We start from the raw sequence: 237 nt of genomic DNA on the forward strand, positions 1-237 counted from the left end.
CCCAGACATGTTTTTTCCTATGAGCAATTACTTGAGAAATTTTGGGATGGCGTGGGCGATAAGCATACGATTCGCGTCCACCTCAGCAGGCTTCGCGAGAAAATCGAATCCGATCCGAACCATCCGCAGTTTCTGCTCAACGTATGGGGAGTAGGGTATCGCTTCGAGGGAGGATAAGATGAGGACGATTCGCATTCGGACATTTACTTTGCTTTGCTTCTTCTTCCTACTTTCATT

The 237-nt window shown here is 47.3% G+C and carries 1 protein-coding gene; it reads left to right on the forward strand.

Features of this window, described 5'->3' with window-relative positions; translation table 11 throughout:
* Positions 1-177, forward strand: a 177-nt coding sequence (locus SB773_RS34585) for a winged helix-turn-helix domain-containing protein (protein ID WP_410595061.1), incomplete at its 5' end; no start/stop codon positions are given.
* Positions 178-237 lie beyond the last annotated feature (60 nt).

This window comes from Bacillus sp. SIMBA_074 (genome assembly GCF_046534555.1).
In the GTDB taxonomy this organism is placed as follows: domain Bacteria; phylum Bacillota; class Bacilli; order Bacillales; family Bacillaceae_G; genus Bacillus_A; species Bacillus_A mycoides.